Origin of the sequence: Arcticibacter eurypsychrophilus, from assembly GCF_001730525.1 — a bacterium.
In the GTDB taxonomy this organism is placed as follows: domain Bacteria; phylum Bacteroidota; class Bacteroidia; order Sphingobacteriales; family Sphingobacteriaceae; genus Arcticibacter; species Arcticibacter eurypsychrophilus.
In genome coordinates this window covers 1-5619 of record NZ_MDFN01000054.1, presented here as the reverse complement: position 1 = coordinate 5619, position 5619 = coordinate 1, and the positions used below count along the sequence as shown (strand labels likewise).

The following is a 5619-nucleotide window of genomic DNA, read 5'->3' as shown; positions in this document are numbered from 1 at the left end:
TAGTCCGTTTATTTTTATCGGACAACAATGAATAGCAATATATGAGTTTAAAGAGTCCTTGGTTAAAAGTTCGTATAGCCTAATTCAGCCAACACACATCTTCTCGGGGGAAATAATCTTTTTAAAAATATCGTTCGTGCATCCACACTGCTTATCAATTTGGTAGGTGAATGTGACTTTCAGAAGGTAAAGACTATAAATATTCGACTTCAATGCCTTAATGCATTTAAACCTAATCGCTGAGAATTAAATATTCAAGGAGACTTTCAAGAAAAAATTCTATAGCAAGGTCGTGGTAAATTTTGTACTTTTCTTTAATTTACCCCAACATTAGGCTAAGTTATCAGGATGATAAATCTATTCAAAGCTTTCAACTTTAAAAAAAAAAGTGTTATTTTAGTTAATACTTAAACACTAACCTACACAGTTATTTATCAGTAAAAATCGTTGACCAATGAAATTTTCATTTACCTTTTTATGCCTAACTTTGTTTTTCCAGAATGCCTTCGGTCAGTTCAATGAAAGAGCAGAAAGAAACCTTAATGCTTTCTGTAAACTATACGGGTATGTTCGATTCTTTCATCCTTCAGACGAAGCCCAGAAAATAGACTGGAACAATTTTGCTATCTATGGTGCGAAAAAGGTTTTAAACGCTAAAAATGATCAGGAATTATTAAATACCTTAAATTCCCTTTTTGTCCCTATAGCTCCCTTATTAAGAATTAGTTCATCGAAAACTAAAATTATACTCCCGGTTGCTGACTATACTCCTTTACAACCAGATTCTTTTAAAGTTGCTTGTTGGCAACACTTAGGAGTGAAACTACCTGGGTTTAATACACTATATAAAAGTGTACGACTAAACAGGCCGCCCACCGTTGATGAACGGGAATCAGATCAGTTTATTCCACTATTTCTAATGCGTAATAGTCAAAACTATGCAGGGAAGACTTTTACATTCAAAATTAACATGAAAGGTGATACTACGATCAACGCTCCTACTTTAAAGATAGAACAGCAATCAAGTGATAACAGCTCCTTAAGGAATATAAGTTCAATATTTTACATTGATCAAAGCAAAAGAACCTTTAACTTCGGAGGAAAGATTCCCTCAATACAAAATACAGTTCTGGGAGTAGTTTTCAATCCAACGTCTCCCATATCTCTTGACAATATCCAATTGTTTATAAACGATAACGGTAAACAAATAGAAGTAAACAACTCTCTTGCTCAAGTTCCGGACCCTTTTTCAAACCCTTCTACATCAAGATTCTACTTTAAAGTAACGAGCCTGAAGTTCGCTACGCCAGTATTTACCGAGATTCCTAAAACATCAGATATTCTAAAGAAAGAACTGGTTCCTGGAATAACATGCGTTCTCCCTTTAACTGTTTATAGTAATACGCAACATACTTACCCTGAAGGGGATTCCATCAAACTTAATCGACTGCTAAGAGATATTGAACGAGCAATTCCAAGTGCATATACAGGGGGTTCAAGAGGAAGCTTACTCGAATTCCGCTTAGGAGATATCGTGATTGCATGGAATGTTTTGAGACACTTCTTTCCTTATTGGGAAGATGCTAAAACTACTCCTGAAAAAATGCTCCGCGACTCTTTCCTAAAGGCCTTTACCGATAAGGCTGCCTTAGATTTTTACCAAACGTTAAAAATTATGGGAGAAAAACTGAATGATGGGCACGTTTTTGCCAATCTCACTGATCCTACAAATCAGGAAGGCGACGCTTCAGTACCCTTGATTTTTAGCAAAGCCGAAAACAAGATAGTCCTAAGTTCCATATTAGATAGCTCACTTAATAACATTATCGCTCCTGGAGATCTCGTTGAATCAATAGACGGTAGTCCGTCCAATTCTTTTCTGAGCTTATTAGAAAATACCATTTCCGGTTCTAGGCAATGGAAAGAGCATAAGGCCCTTTTTACGCTTACAAATGGTCCCAAAAACACATTTCAAGAATTGATCATAAATCACAAAGGAAAACGAGTATCGCTAAAACTCAAAAGAACGTTACCAGGTGTCGAATATAGAAACGGATCGTATCGGCAAATACCAAGGAAGAACGGGCTGGTTCAACCAAATATCTACTATTTTAACCTTTCAGCAGATTCAATCATTGATCAGGTCAATCGCTTTGAAGATAAACTTATAGGTGCTAAGGCTATAATATTTGACTTAAGAGGCTATCCACAAGCAGACATTTATCCAATCATTTCTCATCTTACCAATAAAAAGATAGTATCACGGCCATTTCATACGCCAAAGATCATCTACCCTGATTATACGCAAGTAAATTATCAAACAGATAGCGTTGTAGTTAACCCCGTAGAAAAGCGTTATAAGGGGAAAGTCTTCTTTCTAACAGATGCAAGTGCAATGAGCTATTCCGAGTCGTTCTTGGGAGTAGTAAAAGATTTTAATCTTGGCACTTTAGTAGGAAGTGCAACCGCAGGTACCAACGGAAATATCAATACTATTTATTTACCAGGACGTTATTCCATGTCTTTTTCCGGGTCTTTGGTGACAAATAATGACGGAAGTAAACACCATCTGATTGGGATAGTGCCTGATATAAAAGTCGAGCGAACAATAAAAGGGATTATGCAACAAAGGGATGAAGTTTTTGAAGCAGCACTTATTGAGGCAGTAAAATAAACCGTCATCGCATCTTACTGATGCTCTGGTATTCTAGCAGTCTAAAATGTTGTTGTTAAATAATCTACCCATCTTTTCTTATCTTGAATTTGCTGGGATATTTTATACTGCTTGTGTAAGTCATTATATAAATTGTAGTGTTCAGGGTGCAATTCTAAATATGCAGATATGTTTGTTTCAGCTAGCAACATAGATATATCTGCACCGTTATTTATCGCCAGCTTTATGAATGCATCAGATTCTTTTAATTTGTTCATTTTCAAATAAAGAGAGGCAAGACCTTTATAAGTAATAGGATCATGGTTATAAATCTTAATGGCCTTCAAATACGTTGCTTCTGATTTATCTAATTCGTTAGTATTCGCAAAACCCTCAGCTGCCTTTCGAAGTTTGTGAAATTGATTCATGTCTTGCGCAATTACTGAGAATTGAAACATGACTAAGAGAAGAAGAGTTGTGACCGGTATGAATTTCATTTGCTGACCTTTGTAAGTAATTTATACTTCATTTTTCTATATATCAATTATTTAACACATTTTAACCAAGCATTAATCTAACATCATCAATTAAATCTTCGACATTAAGACACAGTTTCAAATTCTGATTATACCCTCTTGGCTGTTGCAGAACTCAAATAATTAGGCGTTTTTTAGACAATGTAAGAATAGACTTTTCCTGAATTCGTTTTGGCCAAATTCATGAATTAGTTTTAACCGTTACACATGAAACTTTGCTCACAATATGTTATCAATTAACGAGGGTTTTGTGATATAAACTTGGGCGCAATAGGATTTTTTATTTTAGAGTATGCTTAATAATATCGACTCCCAAGAAAAAATGCTACAGCCAATTCGTGGTAATTTTTGTATTTTTCTTTAATTTACCCCTACTTCTGATATATTTGATGAGTTAACAGATGTACTACAACAAAGTGGTGTGATTTTTCACCGCTTTAACTTCATTGACGTCACTAGGTTATCTAATCTCGCCATTAATAAGAAGGAGACAGAAGTTATCAATTTATCTTCTTTTAAAATAGAGGGCGATGGTTCATACAGAGCCGAGGTTGTCATAGCTGATGGAAAGATGGTTGAAAAATCGTTTGGGTATTTCACAAATGGTGCTGACCTTAATAATAAGGGATATTCAATAGAGATTTTAAATAATGAGATATTGATAAAATGAAACATAAATTCTGGTTGATCTACTTTATATGTCTTATTTTCATCAGTTGTAAAAAGGATAACACACTTACAACTTTAAGTGGAACTATGGTGGAGGCTTACTCTAGCCTTCCTATTAGTGATGGTAAAGTATACGTTTGGGAGTACAGGCAAACCAATGATTTATTTAAGTCGCACATGATACGACATAAACTTGTTGACTCGGTGACAACCGATAAAAGTGGAAATTACTCATTAAGTTTCAAATCGTCAGTATCGGCCGGGGCCTATATAGCGAATTTTAAGTTGAGTAGTAATTATTATTACCAATATGTCCCCGAAAAAAACTTAATAATAGGTTCTAATAATGTGATGAACGTTACGGCCTATCAAGCATCCTTTTTAAAAGCCAGAGTAATATATTCTGAAAATCCAAAGCCCCCTCTGGGTGTTTTCACACAGTCCGATTTCATCCCGTATTGGACTCTATCCAGTCATTTACTAGATAAAGTCAGGGCTGACACGACGTTAATTCTTAAATTAATTCCTAATCGCCCAAATACTATATATTTCAGATACACAGATGGGGTGAATGTGTTTTCTTATAAAGAAAAAATAACACCTGAAAACTTAACTGATACGTTAGTAAGAACGTTTAATGTAAACCCCACAGAATTTGTAAGGTAAGATCGCTTGAATCATTTATTTATAAGAGTCCCGAGATAATTGCTACAGCGAAGTCGTGACCGATTTTGTACCTTTCTTTAATTTATCCGAAGTATTGGAGTTTGATAATATGACAAACAGGGCCATTGATGGATCAAGAAGTTGGAAATTGTACTCTTTAAAATTACCAATACAACCGGAAGGAAAAAAAATATGTGTTAGTGGAATATTAATTGGAAAAGGAAAATTGTGGTTAGATGATTTTAAGGTGTTTGTAGACGGCAAAGACATACAGTTGTTAAAGTGAACCAACAAATTTATGTAATATAGACCCATTATAGATGAGTTAGTTCTAAGCCATCCTTAAGGTTTACCAGAAAATGAGGATAAATGTTATAGAAGGACTTGTATATAATACTATGTAAGGAATGGGCTTTTTATGAATTCGTTTTGGCCAAATTCACGAATTCGTTTTAACCGTTACAGATGTGTGTTGAAAGATGATTATACTCAAAAAACGGTAGTTTTTTAGACATTGTAAGAATAGGCATTTCATGAATTTGTTTTAACCGTTACAGTTACGAAAAAATTAGCTTTTTATAATTCAAATGATTAAGTTTGTGATACTATAGTATTAGTATTGACTATATTAAACGATTACTGCTATAATGATATCACTTATATCACCGTCAAAAGCTCAGTTAAAAATAGCTGATAGTATTCGAGCCAGACGACTATCCATGGAGTTAACCCAGGAAGGTTTGGCAGAACGCTCAGGGGTGCCCCTTGCAACGCTGCGCAAATTTGAGCAGAAAGGTGCAATCTCCATAGGATCGTTTTTGAAGCTCCTGATGGTTACTGGTGGCATAGAAGAAATAATCGAGGTATTGAAACCATCAAAGCCTAATTTTACGTCAATAGATGAGGTATTGAAAGATACAGATACCATATCCAGAAAAAGAGGGCGTAAAAAATGACACAACCAATTATAGAATTGAGGGTTGGCTTAGACTTTGGTTCAGAAATTCAGGCTGTGGGGCGACTGGCCATACGCGACCACGTTATTTATTTTGAATATGCCAATACATTCATTCAAAAGGGCATGGAAATATCTCC

5 protein-coding genes are annotated in these 5619 nt (G+C 35.1%); 4 read left to right on the top strand and 1 reads right to left on the bottom strand.

Features of this window, described 5'->3' with window-relative positions:
• Positions 1–454 precede the first annotated feature (454 nt).
• Positions 455–2674, top strand: a complete 2220-nt coding sequence (locus tag BFL47_RS18815) for a S41 family peptidase (protein ID WP_069661337.1) — start codon at positions 455–457, stop codon at positions 2672–2674.
• A gap of 41 nt (positions 2675–2715) precedes the next feature.
• Here BFL47_RS18815 and BFL47_RS18810 read toward each other — a convergent pair whose 3' ends face one another.
• Positions 2716–3150 (bottom strand): tetratricopeptide repeat protein, encoded by a 435-nt coding sequence (locus tag BFL47_RS18810; protein WP_069661336.1) that lies wholly within the window; start codon positions 3148–3150, stop codon positions 2716–2718.
• Positions 3151–3855: 705 nt separating this feature from the next.
• Here BFL47_RS18810 and BFL47_RS18800 point away from each other — a divergent pair.
• From BFL47_RS18800 to BFL47_RS18790, 3 genes are all read left to right on the top strand, one after another.
• Positions 3856–4524, top strand: a complete 669-nt coding sequence (locus BFL47_RS18800) for a hypothetical protein (RefSeq protein WP_069661334.1) — start codon at positions 3856–3858, stop codon at positions 4522–4524.
• A gap of 55 nt (positions 4525–4579) precedes the next feature.
• The gene (locus BFL47_RS19900; protein WP_069661333.1) at positions 4580–4810 is read left to right on the top strand and encodes a hypothetical protein; all 231 of its coding nucleotides are present in this window, start codon (positions 4580–4582) and stop codon (positions 4808–4810) included.
• 361 nt (positions 4811–5171) lie between these two features.
• Positions 5172–5480 carry a helix-turn-helix domain-containing protein gene (locus BFL47_RS18790; protein WP_069661332.1) on the top strand — a complete coding sequence of 103 codons (309 nt, stop codon included), beginning with the start codon at positions 5172–5174 and terminating at the stop codon, positions 5478–5480.
• The last annotated feature ends 139 nt before the right edge of the window (positions 5481–5619 follow it).